Here is a 25,164-nt window from a genome sequence, read left to right as displayed (position 1 = left end):
TGACCGCACATCACCCAAGAGAACGGCACCTCCATGTCTTTTCCCAGCCCGCCCGCGATCCCCGAGGAACTCGACAAGCTCATGCGCCGCATGCGCCTGCCCTATATGCGCAAAGCAGCCCCCGACGTGCTGGCCACCGCCCGCGCACAACGCTGGGACCCCGCCGAGGTGTTGCGGCTGCTGATAGCCGAGGAGGTCACCGGCCGGGACGCGGCCACCCGGCGGCTTCGCCGCCACTCGGCGAACTTCCCCACCGGCAAGACCCTTGGCTCCTGGCGGGCCGAGGACTCCACGATCCCCGAACCCACCCAGAACTCCCTGATCACGCTGGAGTGGATCGGTCGCGCCGAGAATCTGGTGATCGCCGGCCCGTCGGGGACGGGCAAGAGCCACTTCACCGAGGGCCTGGCCCAGGCCGCGATCGAGAACGACCTGCGGGTGTCCTGGTTCACCCTGGAGACGCTCAGCGCCGCGATCGGGAAGTCGAAGGTCGACGGGTCCACCGCTCGGACCGTCGCCCGGATCTGCCGGGCTGATCTGATCGTCATCGACGACATCGGCCTGCTGCCGGTCGGTGAGGACGCCGCCGAGGCGTTCTACCGCATCATCGACGCCGCCTACGAACGCCGGTCCATCGCGGTGACCAGCAACATCCACCCCTCAGGCTTCGACACGATCATGCCGAAGACTCTCGCGGGCGCGAGCACCGACCGCCTCATGCACCACGCTCACCTCGTGACCACCACCGGCGACTCGCATCGCCTCGCCGAGGCCCTCGCCGGGAAGGGAGTGGTCCCCTTGAACTGACCCCCACCCCCAGGAACACCACTGGCCACACACCTGGGTTTCTGATGGCCACCAGCCTGGACACCCAACGGCCACCCACCTGGGCATCTCAATGACCGTTGACAATTTCAAAAGCCTGTCCCTCAGGTATCGACTTCATCAGCCCCTTTGCTCCCCGGCCACCGTCAAGGCTCGGGGAACGAAGGGTGTCTGCGGTGTGTTCCTCCCTGTCGCCGGACGGGCGTTGGGGCAGCGGGCCCGGCAACGGGGAGGGGGAACCGCGCGCGGCAGTGGACTTCAACGGGGCTGCCATGCGCGGGAGTTTTCAGGCGACCGGAACTCTTGTGCCGTCCGGCACGGGCGGAGCGGCCACGGACCGCCGGCAGGTCATGCGGATCTCAGGAATACGAATCGGGCCAGCCAGGCAGCTGGGTCGTCCTTCTCGTCAGTGGTGGGCACCAGGTCCGGGCTCGCCCAGACCTGGTTGAAGTTGTCGAGACCGTGTTCGGCGATGATGTCGCCGACGCTGCTCGTCGCTCGGTCGAGGAACTCGCGCGTTCCTGAGCCCCGGAGGGAATCCTGGAGGGCTCGGAAGCGCGAGCTGGCGTGCGGGCTGAGACCATCCGTAGGTGCCGGGGCGCCGAGGATCTTGGTGGTGACCTGGTGGTCCGCCCAGTGGGCGTGGCCCTCCACCAGGAACTGGTAGTCGCGGTCCGCCGTACCGCGTAGGTGTGGGAACAGGGTGTCCTGTGCCGCCCACATCTTTCCCTCCGACGCCGCGTACTGCGCCAGGTGGGTTGCCTCGTGCGCGACGGTCTTGAACAGGAAGGACTCGCTGTCGAGGACTCCGCCCTCCCGGAGTGACTGTGGCAGGACGATCATCTCCGGCTCATCCGGTGTGAGCGCCGCGCACAGGGCTCCGATCAGAGGCCATGTCCGGCGGCGTTCCTTGTTCCCGGCCTTGAGGGCGGCGGAAATCCCGGCCAGGTCCCTCCAGGGGATGGAGAACTCGGCGCTTTCGGCCATCAGGAGCTGCCGCCTCATGCGGGCGTGGGCCGAGCACCAGGCGCGGGGACGCATCAGCCGGATGACCACGGGGTCAGGCAGCGGCAGCCCGGTGACGCTCTCGACCAGCGGTAACGTCTCGTCTGCGATGGTCTTCAAGCGGTCCGCGAGCGGCGCGAACCGGCGGCCGGCTTGGTTGCGTATGACAACAGGGGGCATCGTGCTGCTCTCCAGGGAAATATTCTCGTTTGCTTCTGTCTGGGCTCCTTGCTGCCTGGCCGGGGAGGTGAGGCCCGGCAACAAGGAGCGGAACCCGCGCGCGGCAGCGGACTGCGACGGGGCTGCCGCGCGCGGGAGTCACACGGAGTCCTGGCTGGGAAGGACTCCAGAGGGCGGCTGTTCGGATACGGGAGCCGCGAACAGGGCCTTGTGTGAAACGTGGCTGAAGATGAGGCGCTGCTTCTTGAGCTGCCTGAATGCGTTCTGAACAGCACTTACGCTCACGCCGAACTCTTCAGCGAGTGCCCTTCGGGTAGGCAACCGCCCTCCAGGCGGGTACATTCCGTTGGACAGCCTCTGTGTCACGACTTCCCTGATGTGCGCCGCAGGTGTGACACCAGGCCGGGGAATGACCCAGTCCTCCTCGCGACCGTCCCCCACGTTCACGCGATGGACAGGCCCGGCCGTCGGGGCGCGCGGATCCGTCACGACGGTGCCCCGCCCGAACACGATCATGACGAGTCGCGCATCGGCCAGCCGTCGGACGGCCTGGCGGACTTTCCACTCAGGGACGCCGAGTTCCTTGCCCAGTCGTGTGAGGGCGGGGATCTTCTTGCCCACCGGGTAGGTGCCATTCGCTATCCGGGCCCGCAGTACCTTCTCGACCCGGTCCCGCCCGGTCACATCTGGTCCGATTCGCTCTGGCCGGCTGGCAGGGTCGGCGGGATCGAGGACGTAAGTACCCACAGAGGACACCGAGCCGATGACTTTGTCAGCGATCAGTCGGCTGATCACGGTGGGAGCCGCGGTGCGCTGGGCGGTCAGTTGCTTGGACCGGGCAGCGAGATCAGGCACGGAGGAACCCCCGTTCGCGGTCGATGTCCGTGACCTGACCGCGCTCTGCGGCGATCTCAATCTCGGCGGCACGGGCGTAGTGGTCGAGCACTTCCTCGCCGAACGCGTGCCGGGCGATGTGGTTCTCCCGGAAATCGGTCAGTGCCTCGTCGAGGGTGCGGGGCACCGGGAGCGAGTCGACGTCGGTGTACGCGTCACCGATGACCGGCTCCGGCAGCTTCGGGTGCCCGGTCAGGCCGTGGCTGATCGCCGCGACCACGGCGGCGAGGGCGAGGTACGGATTGGCATCGGCGCCCGCCAGCCGTACTTCCAGCCGTGTGTTCTCGCGGTGGACCGCGACCCGTACGGCGCAGGTGCGGTTGTCTACTCCCCAGGTGAAGTTCGTGGGGGCGAAGGAGCGGGCGGCGTACCTCTTGTACGAGTTGGTGGTGGGCGCGTACAGCGGTGCGAGGTGCGGCAGGGCGCCGAGCAGCCCTGCAACGGAATGGTGGAGGAGGTCGGGCAGTTCGCCATGGGATCGCGGGGTGAACACCGGTACGCCGTCGCGCCACAGGGATACGTGCAGGTGCAGGCCGGAGCCGACACCGGTCTGCGGGGCCGCCATGAACGTGGACGTCATGCCGTGGTGGGCGGCGATGTGGCGGACCGCGTGCTTGTGGACGGCGTAGGCGTCACAGGCCCGGACCGGGTCCCCGTACGGCCAGGTCACCTCGACCTGACCGGCCGCTCCCTCGGTCTTGACCGCCTCGACCGGGGAGCCGGCCTGGGCCAGGGCGTCCCGGAGGTCGTGGAAGAACGCGCGTAAGACCGTCGGGTGCTCCAGTGCGTAGTCGAGGTTGTGCGGCGAGGCGGGCGTCATCCCCTGGTACCCGGCGTCGCGGATCTGGGCCTCGGTGCCCTGGTACAGCACGAACTCGCTCTCGACACCGACCCGCACCTCCACCTGGTGGCGAGCGAGGAGGACCCTCAGCTGCTCGCGGAGCATCCGTCGCGGGGCGACGTCGACGGCAGTGCCGTCGGGATTCTCGACGTCACCGAGCACGAGGACGGTGCCGGGCAGATAGCTCAGCCGTCGGATGGCCTTCTGGTCGGGGACGACGTGGAGGTCGCCGTACCCGGTGTGCCAGCCCGCGAGGCCGAAGCCGCCCGCTGTGTTCATGTCCACGTCCGAGGCGAGGACGTACGCGCACATCGCCGGGCCGGCTGGGAGTTGGGCCAGGAAGTGCACGGAGTCCAGGATCTTGCCCTTGAGGCGGCCCATCATGTCCGGGACGCCGACCATCACCGCAGTGATCTCCCCACCGGTCACGAGGGTGGTGAGTTCGTCGACGGAGAGCAGTCCCGCGGACTGTGCCGTCAGGTCGGGCTGGGGATTCTGGCTGGTCATCAGACCATGCCTCCTGCGATCTTGGAGTCTTCAGCAGTAGAGGCTGGCAGAGGCATGGAGTAGTTCTTTCTGCCTGTGGTCATCCATGAGATCCATGCGAGCAGGAGCACGACGGCCAGGGTGACCGGCGCGTAGTTGAAGGACTGTGTGGTGAGGGGATAGGCCTGCGGCAGGCAGAAGAAGACGGTGAGCACGACCACGTAGGTGACCGCGATCACGCCCAGGGGCTTGCTGAACCGTCCCAGGTTCCACTGGCCTTGCTTGAACCTGTCGCCGGCCTTCAGCCGCAGGAAGACCGGGATCGCGTAGGCGGGGGTGATGCCCAGTACGTTGATCGCGGTGACCGCGGCGTACGCGGTCGGCGAGTACAGGCTCGGCAGCGCCAGGGCCAGCGCAATGCCCACGCACAGCCACACCGCGGGCGTGGGGTTCGCGGTGCGGGCGTTGACCCGGCTCCACAGTCTCCAGCCCCACAGCGCCTGGTTGCGGGAGAAGGCGTAGGCCATCCGGCTGGCGGCGGCGGTCTCCGCGTTGCCGCAGAAGAGCTGAGCCACGATGACGACCACGAGCAGGGACTTGGCCATGCCGGTGCCCAGGACGTCGATGAAGATCTGCGCGGGCGGGACGCCCGTGGCTGTGCCGAGCGTGCCGGTGTAGCTCTCCATGGCGAACAGCATTCCGACGATCAGCACGAAGCCCGCGACGCCCGACCAGACGATGGCGTGGACCATGCCCCACGGAGCCGCCTTCTGCGCCTCGGTGGTCTCCTCGGCCATGTGGGCGGAGGCGTCGTATCCGCAGAACGTGTACGCGGCCATGAGGCAGCCGACTCCGGCCCCGTACAGCGGGTTGCTGATGCCCGAGTCGTTGTAGTACTCGGTGAAGACGAAGGCCGGGGACTGCCGTTCGCCGGGGGCCAGCAGGAGCGCGCCGACGATGAGGGTGACGCCGCTGAACTGCCACCACACGGATATCTTGCTCAGCACGTCAACCAGGCCCACCCCGAAGGAATTCAGCAGGCCGTGCAGGAAGAGAACACACACGAAGATCGCCATGGTGTTCTCCGGCGTGGGCTCGAAGCCCCACTGAAGACTGGCGAACGCGCCGATGAAGGACGCCGCGCCGTAGTCGATGCCGGCGATGGCGCCGACGAGCCCGAGCAGGTTGAGCCAGCCGGTCACCCACGCCCAGCCGGGCCCTCCGAGGCGGTGAGCCATGTGGTAGAGGGCGCCGGACGTGGGGTATACCGACGTCACCTCTCCCAGGCAGGCGCCTAGGACCAGGGTCATGGCGAAGATGCCGACCCAGCCCCACACCATCACGGCCGGGCCACCGTTGTGCAGACCGAACCCGAACAGGGTCATTCCGCCGGCCAGGATGCAGATGACGGAGAAGGAAACGGAATAGTTCCCGAACCCGCCCATCTTGCGGACCAGCGTGGGTGTGATGCCTTCAGCGATCAGCACGGCGTCATCGTCGAGCAGGGCTGCGGTTCTTCTTCGAGACAAGGGGATATGTCCTCGTGGTGTCGTAGGGGAGAGGTGGTATGGCCTGGAACGCCTGTTCAGTGACTGACGGGCTCTTGATTGAGGGCGTAGTCACGGGCCTTGAAGAAGCGGTCGGCCCAGTTGGGCCGGGGATCGAGGGTCTGCCACGGCATAGCGGTGGCGTACGGGCCGATGGCCCGGAAGACGGGGCCGGCGCCTTTCATCCCGCTCACGGTGAGCGCGTATGCCAACAGGTTGAGGTCGATCGAAAGGGCTGGTGAGCTGCACGTCTCGGCATCGAGGTACTTGAACCAGCCGTCTCTCGCTCGCTTCACGTAATGCCGCACCCGCTGGTCCGCCCAGTACGTGAAGTCGCTGGCCTGTTGGCTGTTCCGCCGGTGCCGGAAGTCCTCGGCGTATGCGTACAACGGCAGCATCAGCAGGCTCGAACACTCACCCGCCCGCATCGCCGTCCACTGCGCGAAAACGTGCGCTCCGGCACCGCGGGCGTAGAAGAACTGGAGCATGCGCTGGTAGGCCTCACGGTTTTCCGGATCGCGCTGGCGCACCGCCCAGAACAGGGGCCACGGCCCTTCCGGCAGGGCATCCTCGGTCTGCGAGGGTGCCCAGTGCTCCGCTTTCTGCTGGTATCTCGGGTCGGCGTCGAACTGCGCCAGTGCCAGCAGATCCACCCGTGGCACCGGATCCTGCGGACAGGCCCGTATGGCAACGTGGCAGGCACGGCGGGCGTGATGGGCCGCGTTGATCACCCTGGGGTCGTTCGCGGAGTGCTGGAGTTGGAACATGCGTTGCGTGACAACGCGGGCCCACATCATCAGTGCGTCCGGGTTGCGGGGTTCTTCCTGGTGCCAGTAGTCGATGGCCCGGGTCTGGGCGGCGTACAGGGCGATGACCTGGCTGCGGAACGTGCGTAGCTGCCAGTTGTGGCCTGTCTCGGCAAGTACTTCTTTCACGACCCGGTAGCGGCCGAGCTTGAGCTCCTCGAAGACGGGATACAGCGCGATGTCGCCGCCCGCGGGGTGATCCGTCAAGGACCTGTCATCGACAGGCATCGGCGCACCCCCGTATCGAACGAAACGGGGTGGCCAGAGGGATGCACTGGCCCTGTGTGCGTAAGAGGGACATGAGGGGTGAAGTCCTCAAAGCAAAGGGGGTGGAGCCGCCGAACGGCAGCCAACTTGGTTCCCGGTCCGTGTGCTGGAGCCAGAGCCTGATGACTGCGACCCGGCGGCCGATCAGGGGGAATCGGCGAGCAGGGAGGAGCGTGGCCTGAGTCGGACCTGGACGATCTTCTTGTCCCCGTCGGGGGAAGGGCTCCAGGTGGTCGCGCCGCCAAGCTCCCGTACGCGGGGAAGTCCCGTGCTCTTCTGCGCGGAGACGGCCTCGATGAATCCGGGGAACTCCGGATTCTGGTCCGTCACGGCGATCAGGAGTGTCTCGTCTTCGGTGACGGTCAGATCCAGCACGACGTCGCCTGCGGGGTGCTGCGGCCCGACGTGTTCAACGGCGTTCTTCACCAGCTCCGAGACGACTTCGGTTGCGTCCTCTTGGTCTCCCGGCCAGCTCATCATCGTGAATCGCGTACGGGCGTATGTACGTGCGGCCGGTACAGCATCCGGCTGGGTGGAGAAACAGCCGCTCCAGGTCTGCGGACGTACAGGCCGGAGCGGAGCATCCGGGAAGTGTTCGCGCGCGCCTGAAGCCACGGCGTGTTCCATGTCATCGTCCTTCGCGCAAAGGGTCGTTGGTGACGGAGCGGGCGAGGAAGAAGCCTCAGCCGTCCTCGTCATTGGGGGAGTCTCCGAGTCGGCGGTCATCGTGAGGACGCCGGGAGTGGTGCGGGGCCCACTCGTGCCGGCGTGAGCGGTACCTCGCACCAAGTGGTGGTGCCGTCCTTGGAGGAACCCCAGGTACCGCCCAGCTCAGTGACGAACGCCTGGACCAGAAACAGGCCCCGGCCGCCCTCGGCATCCAAGCCGGGAGCCTTGTTGAGCCGCGGCTCCTTCGGTGAGCCGTCCTCCACACTCAGGCGGATGGCCTTCGGGGTAGAGGACAGACGGAGACACACGGACTCGCCCTCTCCGTACCACAGTACCGGTAGGCCACTGGCGAGGTTTCCGCTGTGCGGGTCCTTTTCCAGTGGCCTCCGGCCCGAACCCGCCGTGCACCCTTTCGGTGCAGCGGGCTCTCCAGTGACTACTGCGTGTTCGTCACCCGGGTCATGCATGGATGCTTCCGTGACAAGGCGGGCAGACCACGAGCGTTCTGCGCCGCTTCTTGAGCATCAGTAGCGTCCAGGCTGGCTGTTCTCTCTGGCCGTGTAGCTCCGCGAGGGAACGAACTTGGTGTACTTGCACCTCAGTTCGCCTCTCGCAGAGTTCACACCGTCCGCGTTGGAGCCGATCGATGAGTTGGCTGCCGCGCGGGCGGCTGCGCGGGGTGAACATAGTGGACGGAAGGTCGTCGAGGACGGCCGTCCGTTTCCGGGTGAGGGGAATTCCACCGAACCGTGCGACCAGTGGTTTCCTGCCTTCTCGTTCGATTCTGGCCTCGAAGCACCTGCGCGGTCCTTGGGGTGTCTTGATAGTCGTCTTGTAGCGGTTGGCCATCGAGGTCACCCTTGACCGGTGCTTGGCGGCCAGGGTCTTGAGCAGGGAGGTCAGCATGACCCCCTTGAGCCGGTCGAGTTTCCAGACGTCGCCGGCCAGCAGGTAGTACTGGACGATGCCCCGGTACTGGGCTCCGTAGAGACTGACGATGTCGAAGGGTGTGCATCCAGTCAGCGGGTCCAGGTGCGCGGGTTTGCCGCGCTTGAGGAACGGGGCGCATTTGGCCTTGATCACGTCCTTGGGCACGCGGAGCGACACCTTCCCGTTGATGGAGCGCATGCCGCGATTGACACGGCCGCCCCGGGAGACCTTGGCGTCGGCGTGCTGAACGGTGATGTCGTAGCCGAGGAAGCGGGCCGCCTGGGTGCGGCCGTGGGTGACCAGCGTCTTGCCCTGGTTGAGCTCCAGCTTGAGATCGTCACGCAGGAACGCGGCCAGGCGCTGTTTGACCGTCTCGGCTTCGGCCTTGGGACCGGTGAACCCGAGGAGGTGATCGTCCGCGTAGCGGATGTAGCGCAGCCGCCGGTAGCCGGGATCATGCGGATCACCGACCGGATGACGGCGCAACTCCTTGCGCCACTGGCGGACTTGAGCGGACTCGGTGTGCTCCTTTCTCTTGGCGAGCCGCTGCCGGGTGTTCCAGATCGCGTTTTCCAGCTTCTGGTACTCCGGATTCTTCCTCCGGGTGGTCCCTCGGGTGTATTCCGGGATGAGAACTGTTTCGACGAAGGTGTCCAGCCGGTCCATATAGATGTTGGACAGGAGTGGAGAGAGGACACCTCCCTGCGGGGAACCCGACAGGGTGGCGTGCCATTTCCAGTCCTCCAGGTATCCCGCCTTGAGCATCTGTTGGATGAGGCGGAGGAACCGGTTGTCGCGGATTTTCTCCGACAGGATGGCCAGCAGGACCTCATGGTCGAGCGAGCCGAAGCAGTCGGAGATGTCTCCCTCGATGAACCAGGTTGTCCCGGTCCATTTGTGTGCCACCTCGGACAGTGCCGTGTGGCAGCCCCGGCCGGGACGGAAACCGTGGGAGCGGCCGGAGAACCGCGGCTCATAATATGCCTCCAGCAGGAGACGCATTACTTCGCCGACAAGTTTGTCCGACCAGGACGGCAGGCCGAGGGGGCGCGTCTTTCCGTTGGATTTTGGAATGTGGACGCGCCGTACCGGACGGAAGCGGTAGCGCTCGTGGCGCATGGCTTCGGTGATGTGCCCGATCTTGGCTTCGGACATGCCGTCTGCGGTTTCCCCGCAGGCCCCGGGGGTCATCGCGCCATGGTTGGCGTAGACGCGCCCGTAGGCCAGCAGATACAGGTTCGGGTTGAACAGCTGTCGATACAGCTCATCGCACGGCAGGCCGCGCCTGCCGCGTTCACGCAGGACATCAAGTACCGCTTCGGCGCTCTGCATTACGCATACCTCCCAGCATCGTGATGTCCGAATCACCTGGCCCCCTTCGCCCTGTAGACGGCTTTCCCGTCCTCCTTGGCAGGTCGTTACTCCTGCGACTACTACGGGGCCTCCGTCACCTTGGGATTCGCATCCTTTAGGTGATCCCATGTTCGTCTCTGTTGTACGTGTCTAGCGCGACTTAGGCGCCCCACTCATCTCCTTGAATTCCCTCATTGGGAATCATTCCGCTATCCGAAGGGTGCGGTGGATACGCATTTACTCCACCGCAGGATGCGGCGCCGGTGGCAAGTGCAGGTTTCCGGCGGATGCGACACATTTCATCCTTTGGAGATTGGGGTTCAGGCAATCCAGCTTTCGCCATATCGCGCGGGCCCCCCAGCGCATCGCTTCCACACTTGAACACGATCGCTGGTTTCCTGACATGCTGCGGTCCCCTTCCCCTTTCGAGTCCAGGTAAGTCATCAGGCCCAAGAACCTCCCTTCAGTTCCTCCCGGCTCAACCGGGGATACAACAGAGCGCCTCATGGCGCACGTGCGTTCGTCACCAACTCACTTACGATCAGCTGGAAGTCATCGGCAAGGTGGTCGAGTCGCCAGAACCGGAGTCTTTCTGCCACGATCCGCCGCATCTGGCCGACCCGGCGCTCGTCTGCACTCGACAGGGAGCGTCCCTCGACACGTCTCTCCTGCCCGAAGGTCACGGCCAGGAAGTCGGGATCGGCGAGGGTCGCGCCGGGCACCAGGCGGACGGCCGTCAACGTAAGCGTCACCAGAGGTCACCCCTGGCCAGTTCGGGTCGTGCTGTCGGAGGCATTACGCCGACACCTTCTCCGTATCGTCGTGAAGCAGTGGCTCGTACAGCCCCGCAGCGTGAAAGTCCTGCTCCCACGCTGCGGAAGTTCCGAGCATGAACTGGGCCGAACCCGAGCGCGGATCTTCCTGGAGCTGCTCACCAGCCCCACCACACGAAGGCGCTCGCCGAGCACTCCGGCCTGAGCGTGACTTCCTAACCGGTGCGCCCAACTACAGTGGCGCGTGCGCAGGTTCATACGCAATCGAATGTGTACTGCATACGCACTGGCGCGTGGATTGGTATATGCCGGACGATGCAGTTGGGGCTGCACAGAGGGAACTCGGAGTGCGAGACTCTGAGCTCTGGTGGCAAGATCGGCAGCTCCCGTGCGTACACAGGAGACTTGAGACGCTGGAGGATGCAGTTATGGCCAAGCCGATCGGAACGACGGCACCACGGGTGGATCTCGGCATCCAGATGCGTGAGCTTCGCAAGCGAGCTGGCTTGACCATCGAGGATGCCGCGAAGACGGTCGGCGGGCTCACCTACGACAAGCTCCGACGCATCGAACTCGGCCAGAGCACGTTCCGAATGGTCGGTGACCTTCGCAAGTTGCTAGGCGCCTACGGCGTCGGAGACGACCTCGACCTGGTGCAGTCGCTTGAGGATCTCTACAAGACCCCGGCGAGTCAGGACTGGACAACCCAGTTCGGCACGGTCCTCACCGCCACCAGGACGTTTGCAGGGATCGAGTCCGTGGCCCATGCGGTCAGCGTCTACCACCCGAACGTGATTCCAGGGCAGTTGCAGACCGAGGAGTACGCGCACGCTCAGTTCACTGAGGTGCAGCCGGTCGAAGAGACGACGAGCGAGTTCGTCGTCAGCAATGTCGCGCTTCGCATGAAACGGCGCGAGCCATACCTCCGCGACGAGGAGCCTCGGAAGCTGTGGGCGATCCTCGGAGAAAGCGCGTTGCGGCACCCCATCGGTGGTGCTTCCGTGATGCGAGGCCAGTACGACGAGATTCTTCGCATGGCCGCTCTGCCCAATGTGACGATCCAGGTGCTCCTGACGGATGCCCCGGTCAAGCGTCTCTGGAGCAACTTCATGATCCTTGACCTTGGCAGAGACCGCCCTACCACCGTGCAGGTCGACAGCGGCCTGGGGAGCGCCGTGTCCATGTCCGACAGGCCTGCCACCGTTGCCCGGTTCACCCGTTGGTTCAACACCATGATCGCCTCGGCGCAACCGCCCGAGGAAACCCCCGGATTCGTTGAGAAACTGAAGCGAGAGAAGACATGATCCATAAGCACGCCGTCTCCACCGAGCTCGCCCCCGAGGGAGCCTGGTTCAAGTCCTCCTACAGCTCTGGCGAGGGGGGCGCTTGCGTCGAAATCGCTGGCCTGACCGGACAGGTCGGCGTCCGTGACTCGAAGATCGAGGCGGGCCCGGCCCTCCTCGTCTCCAGTAGGGCGTTCAACGCGTTCATCGGCGGCATCACGGCCTGACCTACTGTGGGCAATACGAAGCGGTGGTCCTCCTCTGGACAGTAGAGGAGGACCACCGCGTCTTGTGGGGCGTCGATAGCCCCTCGGTACGTGCAGGTGTGGCTCTAGGCTGCCCCTCGTCGTACGGCACGGAACACGCTTGTGACGATGGGCGGTTCGTGTGCGCCTTCTCGCACAGCCGTACCCATGGAGCGGAGGGAGAGTAGCCCGCGTGATCGTCAGCGGGGAAGACGCCGCTCCACGGGTCGGTCCGATGGCTGTAGGTGGTCTACCCACCGCGTCTGCGGAACGTCACACTGATCACCGGTACCCGAACAAACGGAGGATCCCGGTGACGACGCTCGCTGCCAGGCCGTGGGGTTTGACTCGGATGAGGCCGTTTCCGGAAACGGCTGTGGCGGCTGCGGCTACGGTCGAGCTGGATCCGGAGAGCCAGACCGGCCGGTGGATCGGTGCGGACGGCTTGGCGCTGCCGAGCCTGGAACGGCACAAGCGCAGCGAAACGTCTTCGGAGACAAAGACCAAAACCTCCGCGGACGGCAACATCGACGAGGGCAGCGACCAGCAGGGGGACAGCGATTGACCAGACCGTCACCCGTTCTGGTCGTCACGCAGTTGGACGATGCGGCGGCCGACCTTGTCATCGAGGAACTGGGGCGGCGCGGGCTACCGGTCGTACGCCTCGATCCGGCGGACTTTCCGGCCACGGTCATCGTGAAGGCGCACCTCGACGGCTTCGGGCTCGCCGGCGAGCTGCGTACGGCGACTCGTGTTGCTGCGCTGGATGACGTGCGGTCCGTGTACTGGCGTCGGCCGCGCCCATACGCCGCGCCCGATGGTCTTCCTGAGCAGGATGCCCAATGGTGCGCAGACCAGGCCCGCTACGGACTCGGCGGAATACTTGCCTCGCTCCCGGGCGCGCACTACGTGAACCACCCATGGCGCAATCGGGCCGCCGAGTACAAGCCGGCCCAGTTGGCAGCCGCTGCGCAGCGCGGGTTGCACGTCCCGCCGACGCTCCTGACGAACGACGTCGCGGAAGCACGACGCTTCGCGGCCGAGCACGGGCCCGTGGTCTACAAGCCGCTGTACAACAGTGACTTCCTCGACCCACAGGGGCACGGCCTGACCGTCTGGGTCGAGGAAGTCACCCCGAAGGAACTGGACGCCGGGGTCGGCCAGACGATGCACCTGTTCCAGCAGCGTGTGGACAAGATCGCGGACATCCGGCTCACCGCAGTCGGCAGCCGGCTCTTCGCGGTACGGATCGACGGATCACCCGGCCTGGACTGGCGCCGCCACTATGACGACCTCACGTACACCCTCGTCGACACGCCGCCCGACGTGGCAAAGGGCGTGCACGAATACCTCGCCGCGTTCGGATTGACGTACGGTGCCTTCGACTTCGGGCTCGATGCCGCCGGTGTGTGGCACTACTACGAGTGCAACCCGAACGGCCAGTTCGCCTGGTTTCCGGAGTACATCACCAGCCGGATCACCGCCGCCATCGCCGACCAGCTCCAGCACCCTGATCGGGACAGACAATGACCAGCAGCGCCTCTCTTCGCCACGGCCTTGTACAGGAACTCACGGGCAGGGGCCAACTCACCGACCCCGCTTGGCGATCCGCTGTGGAAGCTGTACCCCGGGAGTTCTTCCTCGGCGACACCTTCTTCCGCGTCAACGGCACCCAGTGGGACCCCGTACGCCGCGAGCAGCTGGGTGAAGACGAATGGCTCCGCCTCGTCTACTCGGACACCACATGGGTAACACAGGTCGACGGCATCAGCCCCGTGGACGCCGTCGGTTCGCTGGCCGGCCGACCCACCTCCTCAAGCACCTTGCCGTCTCTGGTCATGCGGATGGTCGAACTCGCCGACATCCGCGACGGAGACAAGGTGCTGGAGATCGGCACGGGAACCGGCTACTCCACCGCGATCCTGTGCCACCGGCTCGGCGACGAACTCGTGTATTCCGTCGAGTACGACGAGACCCTGGCCCAGGCCGCCGCACAGCATCTCCGCACCGCCGGCCACACCCCGAACCTTGTACTCGGCGACGGCTTGCGTGGGCACCAAGATGGCGCTGAGTACGAGGCGATCATCGCCACCTGCGCTGTGCGGAACATCCCGCCGTCGTGGCTCTGGCAACTCAGCGACGGCGGCAGCATCACCACGACGATCAGCGGCTGGATGCTCGCCTCCGGCCTGATCCGCCTCGTTCTCGACGACGAGGGAATCGCCCGGGGACGCTTCGCCGGCGACACCGTGTCGTTCATGCCTGCCCGCCCACACGAACGCCCGCCCCGCCCCACGTTCTACCAGCACCCCGGCAAGACCCGCCGCACACGGGTGAGCCCCGACCTCCTGGACGACTGGACCGCCCACTTCGTTGCGCAACTGGCCGCCCCCTCAGCAGAGTTGGCGCACACCGCCGATGGCGTGGCTCTTGTCGACGCGGCCACTGGCTCGCAGGCATGGACCGAACCCGACGGCAGCGGCTGGACAGTCCATCAGGACGGCCCACTGCACCTGTGGGACCAGGTCGAGGACGCACTCACGGTGTGGCAGAAGGCGGGCTCGCCCCCTCAGGCGGACTTCGGAATGACCGTCACAGAGTGGGACCAAGTCGTATGGCTCGGCGATCCGAGCGGCCCTCGCTGGCGCCTACCAACCTGACGGCCAGACCCCGCGCCACCAGGAGCCCGAAGTCGCTGGCTGCAGCAGAATCACATGATCACAGGGACGGGCGCCATGGCCACAGCTTCTTGGCAATACCGTCCAGGCCCACGGCCCGCGATGGATCGGCTGGCCAACTGCCAGCCGACCCACCGGTACGAGATTGGGACTGTCGGGGGCTACGGGGCGCGGATTGACCGGTACAGCCGGCTTCATCGGCACTCACCTCGCCCGAGCCCTGCTTCAGAACGGCACCACAGTGATCGGCATCGACCGGCGTCCGCCCCGCCCGCTAGATGAGTCATTCCGATGTGATCAGTGGTCGTAGGCGATCAGGGATCGCAGGACGGGCTGGCCGGTCTTGTGGTTGTGCCAGATCGCGGCGGCCATCGCGAGGATGCGCTGGGCGACGCGGACTGCGACACCTTCGAAGGTCCGGCCGCCGTGCTGTTCCAGGTCGAGCTGGCCTTTGAGGGTGTCGTTGACCGACTCGATCAGCTGCCGCACCGACTTCAGCAGGGACTCGCCCCTGCGCTTCTTCTCGCGGCGGAAAGAAGGCCGCAGCAACTGCGCGCCCCGGAAGGCCAGATCGGCCTCGAACTCCCTGGAGGCGAAGCCCTTGTCCGCGATGACCAGCAGGCCCGGCCGGTCCGTGGCCAGGTGCGGTTCGCGATCCAGCATCGCCGACAGCACCTCCCGCTCGTCCAGTTTCGGGTTCGCCAGTGCCCACAGGACAGGCATCCCGGCCGGAGTGCACACCAGGAACAGGCGCAGGCCCCAGAAGAACCGGGAGTGCGAGGCGCAGTACCCGTATCCGGCCCAGCCCGCCATGTCCGACCGCTTCACCGTCGGACGCGAGCGGCCGCACTCCACCGGCGTGGAGTCCACGATCCAGTGGTTGTCGAACCAGAAGTCCGTATCGACGGCAAGCAGCCGTATTACCTTCTTGACCAGCGACAACGCTGCCCGCAGCCGCTTGTTCCAGCCCGGCTGCCTGGGCACGTACGGGAACATCTGGCCCAGCCGGGAGTCCACGAACCGCAGCCACCGCGACTCTGAAGTGAAGCCCAGCAGCGCCTGCGCGACAGCCAGGCAGACAAGCTCGGAATCCGTCAGCCGCGGCGGCCGGCCAAGCCACCGGGAACCCCCGATCTCGTCGTCAATCTTCACGTACAGTGCGGTCAGCAGGGCGTCCAGGTTGTTCGTCACACAACGATCTTGGACGCCCTGTCTGCGTTCCCCGACACACCGCCACCATTCGGAATGACTCGTCTAGACCGCGCACTGAAGAAGATCGCCCGAACGGGTGACGGAGTCCGTACTGCTGGACGGCTCCCTGATCCGCACCCGGCGCCGCACCGGAACAGCGAGCAGGTAGAACTATTCCGACAAGCACAAACACCATGGCCTGCTGGTGATCGCACTCACCGACGACAAGGGCCGGCCGATCTGGGTCTCCACCGCGCGCCCCGGACGCACCTCGAGATCACCGCCTCCCGTCACGACAAGCTCACCGCCCACCTGCGGCCGCCGGGCTCGGTGCGATCGCCGACCTGGGGTTCGTCCGCCTCGACGACAGCGGTCCGGACGCCGACCCAGCGGTGATCACTGGCTACAAGGCAGCCCGGAACCGGCCCCTGACCCGCGGTCAGAAGCTGTCCAACAAGGCACTGGCCGCGGTCCGCGCCCCGGTCGAGCACGGCTTCGCCCATCTGAAGAACGGGAGGGTCCTGAGCAAGGTCCGCACGGATCCGAGATGGGCGACCGCGCTGGTGCGGGCCCTGCTGGTGCTGACAAACCAGGAAGTCGCCGGCTGATGACCGGTGATCTTGTCGATGGACTACCGCCCCGGACCTGGCCGAGCTTCCCGACGCCTACGCACACCAGACCATCTGACGTGTACTTCTCACGATGCACACTGTTCAGTGCTCCGGGGACAGGATCAGTAACAGGGCCAAACCGGCGAGTAGCGAGTAGACCCGGCACGTTGGGCTCTCTGTAGTGCGGATCGTCACAGTCCTTGAAGTGCCGGAGGAGTCATCCCCGGCCCAGGACCGCATCCTTGCCTGCGCTGGCCATGAACACACCGTCGTTCATGTTCCGGACTCTGGAAGCCGCTCGTAGTGGCGCGGCCGAGGCTTTCGCAACCGGCACTGGGCGAGCGGTTCCTGGTGGGCTCGGAAGCACGCGAGACCAGGTCCGTTGGGTTCAGCCGACGCGGCGGGGTCGATCGGCTGGGCTGTGGGGCACGCCGAGGTGTTCGAGCAGTAGTCCTTCCCGGGTGGACCAGGGGCAGATCTCGACGTTCTTGGCCCCGCAAGCTTCCATGAGCGCCTGTGCGACCAGGGCTCCGGCCAGGGACTGCTCGGCGCGGTGCTGGGAGATGCCCGGCAGCTTGGCACGGCGGGACGGTCCCGCCTCGGCCAGCACGGAGACCGACGTACGCAGTTGGGGCAGCGCCAGCTGCCGTCCGGATCGCGGTGTCCTGCCCTGGGTGGCGGCGAGCCGGGCGAGCTGTTCGAAGGTTTTGGAGCAGGCCAGTACCCGCCCGCCCGGTTCGGCCTGTGGCAGGCCGGGGACGGCTTCCAGGGACCGGCTCAGGTGCTGCCGGATCTCGGCCAGCCGGCGTTGCGATGGCGCGGTGCCGCCAGGAAGCCAGTCCCGGGTGATCCTTCGGGCGCCCAGCGGCAGCGAGTGGACGGTACCGGGCTGTTCTCGGGTGCCGGAGGCGATCTCCACGGTGCCGCCTCCGATGTCCAGGACCAGCAGCTGCCCGACCGTGGGGCCTGCCCACTGGCGGGCGGCGACGTAGGCCAGCCGGGCCTCCTCCTCGCCGGTGAGCACGCGCAGGCGGGTTCCCGTGGTGCGTGCCACGCGCGCGATGATCTCGTCGCGGTTGGGCGCGTCCCGGATGACGGAGGTCGCGAACGCGAACACGTCCCGTCCGCGCAGACGGGGGTCGGCGGCGACGGCGACGGCCACTGCCCGCTCGACGCTCTTCATGCCGGCCTTGTCCAGCCGCCCCTTACGGTCGAGGGTCTCGTGCAGTCTCAGCCGCACCTTGCGGGAGAACACCGGCTCCAGCACCGTACCCGGGCGGCGGCGCACCACCGTCAGCAGAGCGCTGTGGCACCCGACATCGAGCACCCCTGCCTGCCGCATCCCCTCGCCCTTCCCTGGCCCCGCACCCGACCGGACCGGCTCCTTCCCCCGGGCCTCCGACAGTCCAGACGGCGGCGCAACGGGGATTCCGACCCACTACGTGAGCTTACCGTCACGACCCTTACACCCTCCGCCCCCGGCCCACAGCGGTAGAGCCATGGACGATCTTCGCGTCGCCGACCTGTCCTCCGTGGACAGTCGGCCGGGTGTGAGAAGGGCCGTGCGGGAGTCACCGGTCGGTTTGAGCCCCGGCCTCGGAGGATCACTATCCGGGTACCGGGCGGGGCGGCACCAGCCAGGCCCTCCCTTCCAGGGAGTGGCGAGGCAACTGCTCGATTCGCATCGGGAGCCGTCGAAGCCCTGAGACCCGGCGGCCAGAACTCACGGGACAAGACCGTGAGAGGGAGTATCCACTTCGCGATGGCCGACGGAGCATGCATGAACGGCATGGACGTGCCGTACGCCTCAGTAGGCTTGTGCGTCGGACAAAGGAGCGCTGCGCATGAGCTTTCGCCTGAAGGCGATCACCCGTGAGGATCATCTGGACTTCGTCCGGGCCCGGCCCGCGGTGAGCCACATGCAGGTCCCCTCGTGGGGGGATGTGAAGCCGGACTGGCGGGCGGAGAGCCTGGGATGGTTCGACGAGAGCGGCCGTCTCGTCGGCGTCGGGCTGGTGCTGTTGCGGCCGCTGCCGAAGCTGAAGCGGTATCTCGCCTACATGCCCGAGGGCCCGGTCATCGACTGGGCTGCGCCAGATCTGGAGCGGTGGCTGGAGCCGATGCTCGCCTATCTGAAGGGGCGGGGTGCGTTCTCGGTGAAGATGGGGCCGCCCGTCGTCGCCCGCCGCTGGGGTGCCGAGGCGGTCAAGGCCGCCATCGCCGACCCCCGGGCCCGGCGACTGCGCGACGCGGAGGCCACCGCGCACGAGCCGCGGGCGTTCGACATCGCGGACCGGCTGCGCCGGATGGGCTGGCAGCAGAGTGAGCCGGGCGGGGAGGACGGGTTCGCCGCCGGGCAGCCGCGCTACGTGTTCCAGGTACCCTTCGCCGGGCGGTCCCTGGACGAGGTCCAGCAGGGCCTCAACCAGCAGTGGCGACGCAACATCAAGAAGGCCGAGAAGGCGGGCGTGAAGGTCGTCCAGGGCGGCTACGAAGGTCTGCCCGCCTTCTACGACATCTACGTCGAGACCGCGGAACGGGACCGGTTCATCCCGCGTCCGCTGACCTACTTCCAGCGCATGTGGACCGCGCTGAGAGCCGAACACCCTGACCGCATGCGCCTCTACCTCGCCCACCACGAGGGCGAAGTGCTCGCGGCGGCGACGATGCTCACCGTCGGCGAGCACGTCTGGTATTCCTACGGCGCCTCCACCAGCCGCAAGCGCGAGGTCCAGCCGAACAACGCGATCCAGTGGCGGATGATGGCCGACGCCCACGGCCTCGGAGCAGCGGTCTACGACCTGCGCGGCATCACCGACACCCTGGAGGAGAACAACCACCTGCTGGGACTGCTCCGGTTCAAGGTCGGCACCGGCGGCGAGGCCGTCGAATACCTCGGCGAATGGGACTACCCGCTCAGCAAGGCCCTCCACAAAGCCCTGGACCTCTACATCTCCCGGCGCTGAGCCAGCAGAGAGACCTCCCGAGGCTCCCCGCCGGCAGCGGCCGACCGTGGCCGTTGTCGTCCGTCGGGGCACACGCTCACGGCGGATATTCTGGCGGGGTGATCGAGAAGCCTCCTCCCTGCCCGAAGTGCTCCTGTGAGTACACGTACGAGATGAACGCCCTGGTGGTGTGCCCGGAGTGCGCCCACGAATGGGACCCGGTCCAGAGCGACACCGGCACCGGCTCCGTCCCGGGTGAGCGGGTCGTCAAGGACGCCGTCGGCAATGTGCTCCAGGACGGGGACACCGTGGTCGTCGTCAAGGCGCTCAAGGTCAAGGGCAGCCCCTCGGGGATCAAGGCGGGCACCAAGGTGCGGGGCATCCGGCTGGTCGACGGGGTTGACGGCCACGACATCGACTGCAAGGTCGACGGGTTCGGGGCGATGCAGCTCAAATCGAGCGTGGTCAAGAAGGGCTGACCCGCCCGCCCCGCCCACCGGGGCGACCCGGCAGCAATAGGATGCTGAATTGCAAAATTTCGCAATTGGTTAGATGCTGTGCTGGCTGTACCCGCAGGTGTCGCGGGTACAGCCTTCGCTTGCCCCGGGTGGGGGCGCTGTCGGGGAAATGAGGGGCCGTCGTGTCCGTTCCGCTGTACCAGGCCAAGGCCGAGTTCTTCCGGATGCTGGGGCATCCGGTGCGGATCCGGGTGCTGGAGCTGCTACAGGACGGGCCGATGCCAGTACGGGAGCTGCTGGCCGCGATCGAGGTGGAGCCCTCCAGCCTGTCTCAGCAGCTCGCGGTGTTGCGCCGCTCGGGCATCGTCACCTCGACGCGGGAGGGCTCGACCGTTGTCTACGCGTTGGCCGGCGGGGATGTCGCGGACCTGATGAAGGCCGCGCGCCGGATCCTGACCGAGATGCTGGCCGGGCAGGGCGAGTTGCTGGCCGAGCTGCAGGAAGGCGAGGTCACCGCGCGATGACGTCCGTCTTCGCCCGGCTGTGGGGCCGGTTCGCCGCGCTGCTGCCCGGCCGCAGCGATCTCGTAGAGATACGCCGTGACCCGCGCCGGGATCTCCTCGCCGGGCTGACGGTGGCGGTCGTGGCGCTGCCGCTCGCGCTCGGCTTCGGTGTCTCCTCCGGGCTGGGTGCCGAGGCGGGCCTGGCGACCGCAGTGATCGCCGGTGCGCTCGCCGCGGTGTTCGGCGGTTCGAATCTGCAGGTGTCCGGGCCGACGGGCGCGATGACGGTGGTGCTGGTGCCGATCGTCGCGGAGCACGGGCCGTCCGGGGTGCTGACGGTGGGGCTGATGGCGGGCATGATGCTCCTCGCGCTCGCCCTGCTCAGGGCCGGGAAGTACATGCGGTACGTGCCCGCGCCCGTCGTGGAGGGCTTCACCCTCGGGATCGCCTGTGTGATCGGCCTGCAGCAGATCCCCAACGCCCTCGGCGCGCCCAAGCCGGAGGGCGACCGGGTCCTCGTGGTGACCTGGCACGCCCTTCAGGAGTTCGCGAACGACCCGAACTGGACCGCGATCGCGTTCGCCCTGGCGGTCGCCGCTGTCATGCTGCTCGGCGCCCGCTGGCGGCCGACCATCCCCTTCTCCATCCTCGCGGTGATCGCGGCCACCGTCGTGGCCCAGGTCGCCGGGCTGGACGCGGCGACGCCGATCGGCGACCTGCCGTCCGGTCTGCCCGCGCCGTCCCTCGCCTTTCTCGACCTGGGCTCACTCGGCTCGCTGCTCGCCCCGGCCGTCGCGGTGGCGGCGCTGGCCGCCCTGGAGTCGCTGCTGTCGGCGTCGGTCGCCGACGGGATGACGGTCGGCCAGCAGCACGATCCGGACCGCGAGCTGTTCGGCCAGGGCCTGGCCAACATCGCCGTCCCGCTGTTCGGCGGGGTGCCCGCGACCGGCGCGATCGCGCGGACCGCGGTCAACATCCGCACCGGCGCGAGTTCCCGGCTCGCCGCACTCGTCCACGCCGCGATCCTCGCCGTCATCGTCTTCGCCGCCGCGCCGCTGGTCTCCAGGATTCCGCTCGCCGCGCTGGCCGGCGTGCTGCTGGCCACCGCGATCCGCATGGTCGAGGTCGGCTCGCTGCGGGCCATGGCCAGGGCCACCCGTTCCGACGCGCTGATCCTCGTCCTGACCGCCGTCGCGACCCTCGCCCTCGACCTCGTCTACGCCGTGATCACCGGCCTTGCCGTCGCGGGCGCCCTCGCCCTGCGCGCGGTGGCCGCACAGGCCCGCCTCGACCAGGTCCCACTGGACAGGGGCGACCACAGCGTCGAGGAGCATGCCCTGCTGGCCGAGCACATCGTCGCCTACCGCATCGACGGTCCGCTGTTCTTCGCCGGCGCCCACCGCTTCCTGCTGGAGCTGGCCGAGGTCGCCGATGTCCGCGTGGTCATCCTGCGTATGTCCCGGGTGAGCACCATCGACGCCACCGGCGCCCTCGTCCTCAAGGACGCCGTCACCAAACTGGGCCAGCGCGGCATCGTCGTCATGGCCTCCGGGATACGCCCCGGTCAGCGCCAGGTCCTGGACTCGGTGGGCGCGTTGGAACTGCTGCGCCGGGAGGGGCGCGAGTACGTCACCACACCCGAGGCGATCCGCGGGGCCCGCACCTACCTGGAGTGCGCCGGTGTCCTGCCGCCACTGCCCGCCCGGACGGGGCGGCCCGTCAGCGAGGAAACAGAGGAAACCGTCGGATGAGCACCGAGCACGCATCGCTCCGCATGGTCGAGGTCTCCGGTGCGGAGGCCCTGTGGCTCCTGCAGGGCAGCACACTGGGACGGCTGGTCTACGTGCAGCGGGACCTGACCGTCATCCGGCCCGCCCGACACACCTGGGAGTACGGCCGCCTGGTGGTACGCACGCCGGTGCAGGCGGCAGCGGTCCCGCTGACGGCGACCTACCAGGTCGACGAGGTGCGCGTAGCGACCAGCACCGGCTGGACGGTGACCGTCGCCGGGCCCGCCGAGGTAATCACCGACCCGAACGAGGACGCCCACTACCGCCGCACGCTCACCGGCTGGACGTACGGCCCCCACGACACGATCATCCGGATCCACCCCCACACCGTCTCCGGCTTCCGGCTCGCCCGGGGAACGGACAGCTGATGTCCACCCGGCTCGAAGCCCTGCCCCACCGGCATGTCCTCACCCTGCCCACCCAGCCGTCCGCCGTCCGGCTCTCCCGGCAGACCGCCGAGCGGGCGCTGACCCAGTGGGGGATCAGCCTGCGCCACCCCGCCGTCGACCCGGCCCTGCTGATACTCGGCGAACTGGTCACCAACAGCGTCCGCCACGCCGCCGTGCTGTCGCCGGAGGTGACCGTGATCTACGCGGCGGGCCCGGACTGCCTGGCCTTCGCCGTGCACGACCGCCACCCCTACCAGCCGCTGCTGTACACATCGGTCACCGGTACCGACATCGCCACCGGAACGGGCGGCCTGGCCACCGTCATGGAACTCACCCTCGGCCTGGGCGGCACCGCCGTCGTCCGCGGCGACGCCGACGGCCAGGGCAAGAGCATCTGGATCACCCTCCCCCTCTGAGCCCTCCCCCCCCCTTCCGACCAAACAGGCTGACCGCGCAAGGAAGTTGACGACCATGACCATCGAGTGGCGCTACACCGCGGAGCAGGGCCTCGGCATCCTGTCCCTCACCGGATACCTCGGCCCCGACGCTGTCCACCGCTTCGAGGGCGCCATTGGTTGGGTCGTGGGACGCGGGACTGGACCGGTCGTCGTCGACCTGACCGGACTGCGCGGCTGGTCGACCGAGGGACAGCTGGCGATCACCGACGCCGCGCGCCGTCTCGCCGAAGCGGGCCGCAGCCTGGAACTGGCCGCGATCCCCACCGACGGCTCCCTCGTCCCCGACGGGAACTGCCCGCCCATCCCCGTGCACGCCGACCTCGCGGGCGCGCTCGCAGCACACAAGGCACGACACGACGAGGCGCCGGAGGGCCACCGCGAGCAGCAGACGACGGAGTGGCCGAGCAGAGGCGACACGGGTCAGTGACCCGCCCGGGTGACCGGGTTCAGCCGGGGGCGAAGGCGCCGTCGCCGTCTCGTACGGGGACGACGGTGCAGGTGTCCTCCTCCATGGCGATGGCCACGTCCGTGGCGAAGCCCGTCGCGGCCAGCCGGCGGCCGGAGACACCGGCGGCGATGGCGTGCGCAAGGTCGGCGGTGCCCTCGTAGGCCGCCTTCGCGGCAGCCGCCTCGGCGGACAGCGGTCCCGCGCCCTGGGCCCGGAGGCCGGAGATGAGAGCGCCGGCGCCGAGCAGGTCCTCCAGGGCGGGGCGCAGGCTGCCGTCCGGCCATCGCTCGCCGGCGGCGATCACAGCTACCGGGTGCGCGGGGGTGCCGTATCCGCGGGCGGTGAGCCAGCTGCCGACTGCGGTGATGTTGCGCAGGCACGCGGCGGCCACCCGTACGCCGGGTGGTGCGGCGGCGATGGCCGCGCTGTTCGGGGACGGCAGTACCAGGCGGGCGACGTACGGGGCACGGCGCAGATGGGCCGGGGAGAGGGACCAGGGACTGTCGGGCGTGACGGCACTGCGGGCGACGGCCAGCCGCGCGCCGGACTGCCGTGCGTAGACGGCGGCGGCCTTCTGTGCTGCGGCTCGCTCGGCCGTGGTGGCGGGGCCGTCCGGGAGCCAGAACGGGAGGACGCGGATGCCCTGCTCGACGGCGACGCTCACCGCCGTGGTGAAAGACAGCACGTCGACGATGACCAGACAGGCGGCCCGGACTGCGAGGCGGTCGGCTCCGGCCGGCCCCCACCCGAGGCGGACCCCGTTGGCGGACTGGACGACCCAGTCACACATGCCCCACTCCCCCCACTTGAACCGTGTGCCGGGTGCGGGTCAGCCCTGCTCGCCGTCCGCCGCGGGCGGGGGGGCCTGGCCACCGAAGGACAGCCTCATCATGTGGGTGTGCCCGCACCGGGGGCAGTGGCCGTCCGGGCCGACGGCGGTGGGCCGGCACTTGAGGCGGCAGGCTGGGCACTTGTACCAGGCGACGCCGGTGCCGCGCAGCGGAATGATTCTCACGCAAGCCTCCCTCACATCACGTATAGACTTGCTAATCTTAGCAATTGTCTAGGTCGTCACCACGACTTTCGGGCAGTTCGGTTCTCGTGCGCGGATTCGGCAGGGCGGTGGCCGCGCGCGAGGATGGGTCGCATGTGTGTGACGAGTGGGTGGATGGGATGCGCCGAGGACCGGCCGGGACGGCCGTACTGCTGGGCCGGGGAGGGGATGCCGCGATGAGTACGCCGCTGTACCAGCTGAAGGCCGAGTTCTTCAAGACGATCGGCCATCCGGCGCGCATCCGGGTCCTGGAGCTGCTGAGCGAACGTGAGCACGCGGTCGCCGAGATGCTGCCCGAGGTGGGCATCGAACCCGCGCATCTGTCGCAGCAGCTCGCGGTGCTGCGGCGGGCGAACCTGGTGATAACCCGCAAGGAGGGCTCGACCGTGTACTACTCGCTGACCAGCCCGCACATCGCCGAGCTGCTCCGGGTCGCCCGCACCATCCTGTCCGGAGTACTGGCCGGGCAGGCCGAACTGCTCGCCGATCTGCAGGCCGCCCAGACGCAGGCGAAACCGCCGTCGTAACGACCGCC

General features: G+C 67.7%; 28 protein-coding genes. 16 read left to right on the top strand and 12 right to left on the bottom strand.

Annotation, left to right across the window (positions count from 1 at the left end; genetic code table 11):
* The first annotated feature begins 33 nt into the window (after nt 1–33).
* The gene (istB, locus tag LUX31_RS32055) at nt 34–807 is read left to right on the top strand and encodes an IS21-like element helper ATPase IstB (RefSeq protein WP_235478797.1); all 774 of its coding nucleotides are present in this window, start codon (nt 34–36) and stop codon (nt 805–807) included.
* 366 nt (nt 808–1,173) lie between these two features.
* Here istB and LUX31_RS32050 read toward each other — a convergent pair whose 3' ends face one another.
* The 8 genes from LUX31_RS32050 to LUX31_RS32015 form a co-directional block, all read right to left on the bottom strand.
* On the bottom strand, nt 1,174–1,950 hold the full coding sequence (locus LUX31_RS32050; protein WP_235478796.1) for a zinc-dependent metalloprotease: 777 nt from the start codon (nt 1,948–1,950) through the stop codon (nt 1,174–1,176).
* Nucleotides 1,951–2,148: 198 nt separating this feature from the next.
* Nucleotides 2,149–2,865, bottom strand: coding sequence for a GntR family transcriptional regulator (locus tag LUX31_RS32045; protein WP_235478795.1), 717 nt, complete (start codon nt 2,863–2,865; stop codon nt 2,149–2,151).
* Nucleotides 2,858–4,252: a glutamine synthetase family protein gene (locus tag LUX31_RS32040; protein ID WP_235478794.1), complete on the bottom strand. Its 1,395-nt coding sequence runs from the start codon at nt 4,250–4,252 to the stop codon at nt 2,858–2,860. Before LUX31_RS32040 ends, LUX31_RS32045 begins: the two co-directional genes overlap by 8 nt.
* Nucleotides 4,252–5,760: an amino acid permease gene (locus LUX31_RS32035; RefSeq protein ID WP_443046018.1), complete on the bottom strand. Its 1,509-nt coding sequence runs from the start codon at nt 5,758–5,760 to the stop codon at nt 4,252–4,254. The genes LUX31_RS32040 and LUX31_RS32035 overlap by 1 nt, the downstream gene beginning before the upstream one ends.
* 56 nt (nt 5,761–5,816) lie before the next feature.
* Nucleotides 5,817–6,791, bottom strand: coding sequence for a hypothetical protein (locus LUX31_RS32030; protein WP_235478793.1), 975 nt, complete (start codon nt 6,789–6,791; stop codon nt 5,817–5,819).
* Nucleotides 6,792–6,995: 204 nt separating this feature from the next.
* Complete coding sequence (locus tag LUX31_RS32025; RefSeq protein ID WP_235478792.1) at nt 6,996–7,277, bottom strand: hypothetical protein; 282 nt, start codon at nt 7,275–7,277, stop codon at nt 6,996–6,998.
* A 702-nt stretch (nt 7,278–7,979) separates the two neighbouring features.
* A complete protein-coding gene (locus tag LUX31_RS32020) occupies nt 7,980–9,782 on the bottom strand; it encodes a reverse transcriptase/maturase family protein (RefSeq protein WP_235474615.1) in 1,803 nt (600 codons plus the stop codon).
* A gap of 524 nt (nt 9,783–10,306) precedes the next feature.
* Entirely contained in the window at nt 10,307–10,555 is a 249-nt protein-coding gene (locus LUX31_RS32015) for a hypothetical protein (protein ID WP_235478791.1), read from the bottom strand.
* A 449-nt stretch (nt 10,556–11,004) separates the two neighbouring features.
* Between LUX31_RS32015 and LUX31_RS32010 the strand changes: the two genes are divergently transcribed.
* The 6 genes from LUX31_RS32010 to LUX31_RS38015 all read left to right on the top strand — a co-directional run bounded on the left by LUX31_RS32010 (nt 11,005) and on the right by LUX31_RS38015 (nt 15,092).
* Nucleotides 11,005–11,880, top strand: a complete 876-nt coding sequence (locus LUX31_RS32010; protein ID WP_235478790.1) for a helix-turn-helix domain-containing protein — start codon at nt 11,005–11,007, stop codon at nt 11,878–11,880.
* Entirely contained in the window at nt 11,877–12,086 is a 210-nt protein-coding gene (locus tag LUX31_RS32005) for a DUF397 domain-containing protein (protein ID WP_235478789.1), read from the top strand. Before LUX31_RS32010 ends, LUX31_RS32005 begins: the two co-directional genes overlap by 4 nt.
* 331 nt (nt 12,087–12,417) lie before the next feature.
* Nucleotides 12,418–12,669: a putative ATP-grasp-modified RiPP gene (gene tgmA / locus LUX31_RS32000; protein WP_328285708.1), complete on the top strand. Its 252-nt coding sequence runs from the start codon at nt 12,418–12,420 to the stop codon at nt 12,667–12,669.
* Complete coding sequence (gene tgmB, locus LUX31_RS31995) at nt 12,666–13,634, top strand: ATP-grasp ribosomal peptide maturase (RefSeq protein ID WP_235478788.1); 969 nt, start codon at nt 12,666–12,668, stop codon at nt 13,632–13,634. The genes tgmA and tgmB overlap by 4 nt, the downstream gene beginning before the upstream one ends.
* Nucleotides 13,631–14,764 carry an ATP-grasp peptide maturase system methyltransferase gene (gene tgmC / locus LUX31_RS31990; RefSeq protein ID WP_235478787.1) on the top strand — a complete coding sequence of 378 codons (1,134 nt, stop codon included), beginning with the start codon at nt 13,631–13,633 and terminating at the stop codon, nt 14,762–14,764. The genes tgmB and tgmC overlap by 4 nt, the downstream gene beginning before the upstream one ends.
* Nucleotides 14,765–14,927: 163 nt before the next feature.
* Nucleotides 14,928–15,092: an NAD-dependent epimerase/dehydratase family protein gene (locus LUX31_RS38015; RefSeq protein WP_443046017.1), complete on the top strand. Its 165-nt coding sequence runs from the start codon at nt 14,928–14,930 to the stop codon at nt 15,090–15,092.
* Here LUX31_RS38015 and LUX31_RS31980 read toward each other — a convergent pair.
* The gene (locus tag LUX31_RS31980) at nt 15,080–15,973 is read right to left on the bottom strand and encodes an IS982 family transposase (protein ID WP_235478785.1); all 894 of its coding nucleotides are present in this window, start codon (nt 15,971–15,973) and stop codon (nt 15,080–15,082) included. The two genes, LUX31_RS38015 and LUX31_RS31980, sit on opposite strands and share 13 nt — an antisense overlap.
* Before the next feature lie 392 nt (nt 15,974–16,365).
* Between LUX31_RS31980 and LUX31_RS31975 the strand changes: the two genes are divergently transcribed.
* Complete coding sequence (locus LUX31_RS31975) at nt 16,366–16,581, top strand: transposase family protein (RefSeq protein WP_235478784.1); 216 nt, start codon at nt 16,366–16,368, stop codon at nt 16,579–16,581.
* A gap of 391 nt (nt 16,582–16,972) precedes the next feature.
* Here the strand turns inward: LUX31_RS31975 and LUX31_RS31970 are convergent, their stop codons facing one another.
* On the bottom strand, nt 16,973–17,926 hold the full coding sequence (locus LUX31_RS31970) for a Ppx/GppA phosphatase family protein (RefSeq protein ID WP_235478783.1): 954 nt from the start codon (nt 17,924–17,926) through the stop codon (nt 16,973–16,975).
* Nucleotides 17,927–18,428: 502 nt separating this feature from the next.
* On the opposite strand from LUX31_RS31970, the gene LUX31_RS31965 reads away from it, so the two are divergent.
* From LUX31_RS31965 to LUX31_RS31935, 7 genes are all read left to right on the top strand, one after another.
* Nucleotides 18,429–19,550: a lipid II:glycine glycyltransferase FemX gene (locus tag LUX31_RS31965; protein ID WP_235478782.1), complete on the top strand. Its 1,122-nt coding sequence runs from the start codon at nt 18,429–18,431 to the stop codon at nt 19,548–19,550.
* A 98-nt stretch (nt 19,551–19,648) separates the two neighbouring features.
* A complete protein-coding gene (locus LUX31_RS31960) occupies nt 19,649–20,008 on the top strand; it encodes a zinc ribbon domain-containing protein YjdM (protein ID WP_328285707.1) in 360 nt (119 codons plus the stop codon).
* A 161-nt stretch (nt 20,009–20,169) separates the two neighbouring features.
* A complete protein-coding gene (locus LUX31_RS31955) occupies nt 20,170–20,511 on the top strand; it encodes an ArsR/SmtB family transcription factor (RefSeq protein WP_235478781.1) in 342 nt (113 codons plus the stop codon).
* Nucleotides 20,508–22,241, top strand: a complete 1,734-nt coding sequence (locus tag LUX31_RS31950; RefSeq protein ID WP_235478780.1) for a SulP family inorganic anion transporter — start codon at nt 20,508–20,510, stop codon at nt 22,239–22,241. The genes LUX31_RS31955 and LUX31_RS31950 overlap by 4 nt, the downstream gene beginning before the upstream one ends.
* Nucleotides 22,238–22,648 carry a pyridoxamine 5'-phosphate oxidase family protein gene (locus LUX31_RS31945; protein ID WP_235478779.1) on the top strand — a complete coding sequence of 137 codons (411 nt, stop codon included), beginning with the start codon at nt 22,238–22,240 and terminating at the stop codon, nt 22,646–22,648. Before LUX31_RS31950 ends, LUX31_RS31945 begins: the two co-directional genes overlap by 4 nt.
* Complete coding sequence (locus tag LUX31_RS31940) at nt 22,648–23,085, top strand: ATP-binding protein (protein WP_235478778.1); 438 nt, start codon at nt 22,648–22,650, stop codon at nt 23,083–23,085. The genes LUX31_RS31945 and LUX31_RS31940 overlap by 1 nt, the downstream gene beginning before the upstream one ends.
* Nucleotides 23,086–23,140: 55 nt before the next feature.
* Entirely contained in the window at nt 23,141–23,554 is a 414-nt protein-coding gene (locus tag LUX31_RS31935) for an STAS domain-containing protein (protein ID WP_235478777.1), read from the top strand.
* A gap of 19 nt (nt 23,555–23,573) precedes the next feature.
* Here the strand turns inward: LUX31_RS31935 and LUX31_RS31930 are convergent, their stop codons facing one another.
* Both LUX31_RS31930 and LUX31_RS31925 read right to left on the bottom strand, forming a co-directional pair.
* Nucleotides 23,574–24,365, bottom strand: coding sequence for a 2-phosphosulfolactate phosphatase (locus LUX31_RS31930; protein WP_235478776.1), 792 nt, complete (start codon nt 24,363–24,365; stop codon nt 23,574–23,576).
* Between the two features lie 39 nt (nt 24,366–24,404).
* Nucleotides 24,405–24,590: a hypothetical protein gene (locus tag LUX31_RS31925; protein ID WP_235478775.1), complete on the bottom strand. Its 186-nt coding sequence runs from the start codon at nt 24,588–24,590 to the stop codon at nt 24,405–24,407.
* 215 nt (nt 24,591–24,805) lie between these two features.
* On the opposite strand from LUX31_RS31925, the gene LUX31_RS31920 reads away from it, so the two are divergent.
* Nucleotides 24,806–25,156: an ArsR/SmtB family transcription factor gene (locus tag LUX31_RS31920; RefSeq protein ID WP_235478774.1), complete on the top strand. Its 351-nt coding sequence runs from the start codon at nt 24,806–24,808 to the stop codon at nt 25,154–25,156.
* The last annotated feature ends 8 nt before the right edge of the window (nt 25,157–25,164 follow it).

Origin of the sequence: Streptomyces sp. GQFP, assembly GCF_021545335.1 — a bacterium.
In the GTDB taxonomy this organism is placed as follows: Bacteria; Actinomycetota; Actinomycetes; order Streptomycetales; family Streptomycetaceae; genus Streptomyces.
The sequence above is the reverse complement of the archived record's forward strand: the minus strand, read 5'-3'. Positions and strand labels throughout refer to the sequence as shown.